The organism is Oleiphilus sp. HI0043 (assembly GCF_001634935.1).
The window spans coordinates 1-1,494 of sequence record NZ_LWEY01001768.1; the positions used below are offsets into that span (position 1 = coordinate 1).

Below are 1,494 nucleotides of genomic sequence, written 5' to 3' on the forward strand. Positions count from 1 at the left end.
CGATACATATTGCCTCGCAAACCAAAAGCCAGTACAACGCCTTCATCCTGTGTTCCGGCGACGCCGAAAAATGACCCGCTATATGGACTATCGAGAGTTTCCCAGGTTTCACCCTTATCGGTTGAGCGGTATAGCACGCCACCCTCACCAACAATAAATAGGGCACCACCCTTAACTTCGTTCACTGCATTTAAGTGAAAGCGGTCAGGGTTTTCAATTCGGCTACCATAGTTCTGCCAGGTACGTCCGCCATCGGAGGTCTTAAACAGAAAACCGTAAGCACCCACTACAAAACCTTCTTTTGAAGAACTGAACAACACATCCAGCAAGGGTTTACTCGCACCAACTTGAGCATCGAACTTCGCATCGTCTAAAGCGTAGCTAGCTTCTTCCAACTCGTATTCCAAGTCTTCCAGCTCATCTTCAGAAGCTGTTTCCATTTGTCGTTCAAACTGCTTCAGACGCTCTTCGGACTGAGTAATAATCATTTGGTTTGCCGAGTCACCGTCAAATTGCTTGACCCAAGTTTCTCCACCATCGCTAGTGTGCAAAATGACACCCGAGTGCCCTACAGCCCAACCGTGCGTTTGATCGACAAAACTTACTGCCGTTAACAATACCGATACTGGTACAGAAGCCTGAGCCCAGCTTTTTCCTTCATCATCAGAATAGACAATATGCCCACGACCTCCGACTGCAACAAGTCGGCTGCCCGCCTTGTCAACATCCAACAAGAGGCTATTCGTTGCCATAGAAGTTTTAACCGCGGGCGTTTTAAGTACATCTTCGACCGCATGAGCAGGAGTTATTAGACTTACAACGCTCAATGAGCTAGCCAGAACACCAACTTTTAACCTAGACAGTAGACTGTTCATTTATCAACCTTGTACATTTGAATATATCCCATCAGACACCCTCAATATTAGACATTTCAACATTAACCACGAAAGCCGCCTATACAATAGCGGCCCATATTCAGTGAATATTAAAACAACACATGCCTATTTTGAGTTTCTTTTTAAGCAAGCTGAAGAGCTCCCTTGCTCTATGTCTATATTTTGTTATCGGCCTCTACGTCTTAATGACGAAGGCTTAAAGTAACGCTTGTTTGGTACCTTATTTTCAAATACAGGTGCCTGTTTTTCTTCTGAGTATAGACCATTCACACTATAACGACGTGCTTGTAGATCGTGATATACATCACCACTGGACCAAACGCCTGGCAACTCATAATAGTTCTTTAAGAGCGCATTACTGACTCGCCAAAGTTCACCACGGTTATCGTACTGATCCACCATAGCAATTCCCCAGCTGTCTTCATCAACATAGAACACACGTTTTTTATAGATATGACGAGCCCCTTTCTTCAAAGTAGCTTCGACAACATGTACACGATGCAGTTCCCAGCGAACATATTCAGGATTTAAGTGACCCGGCATAACCAAGTCATCGTATTGAACACCTTTCTGACCGACCTTATAATTGTTATAAGGA

General features: G+C 44.4%; 2 protein-coding genes. Both read right to left on the minus strand.

The features are described 5' to 3' along the window. The coding region (locus tag A3729_RS27260; RefSeq protein WP_068634480.1) for a YCF48-related protein at window positions 1-875 on the minus strand (875 nt) is incomplete at its 3' end. Window positions 876-1,061: 186 nt separating this feature from the next. Then, the coding region (locus A3729_RS27265) for a DUF1329 domain-containing protein (RefSeq protein ID WP_156498166.1) at window positions 1,062-1,494 on the minus strand (433 nt) is incomplete at its 5' end.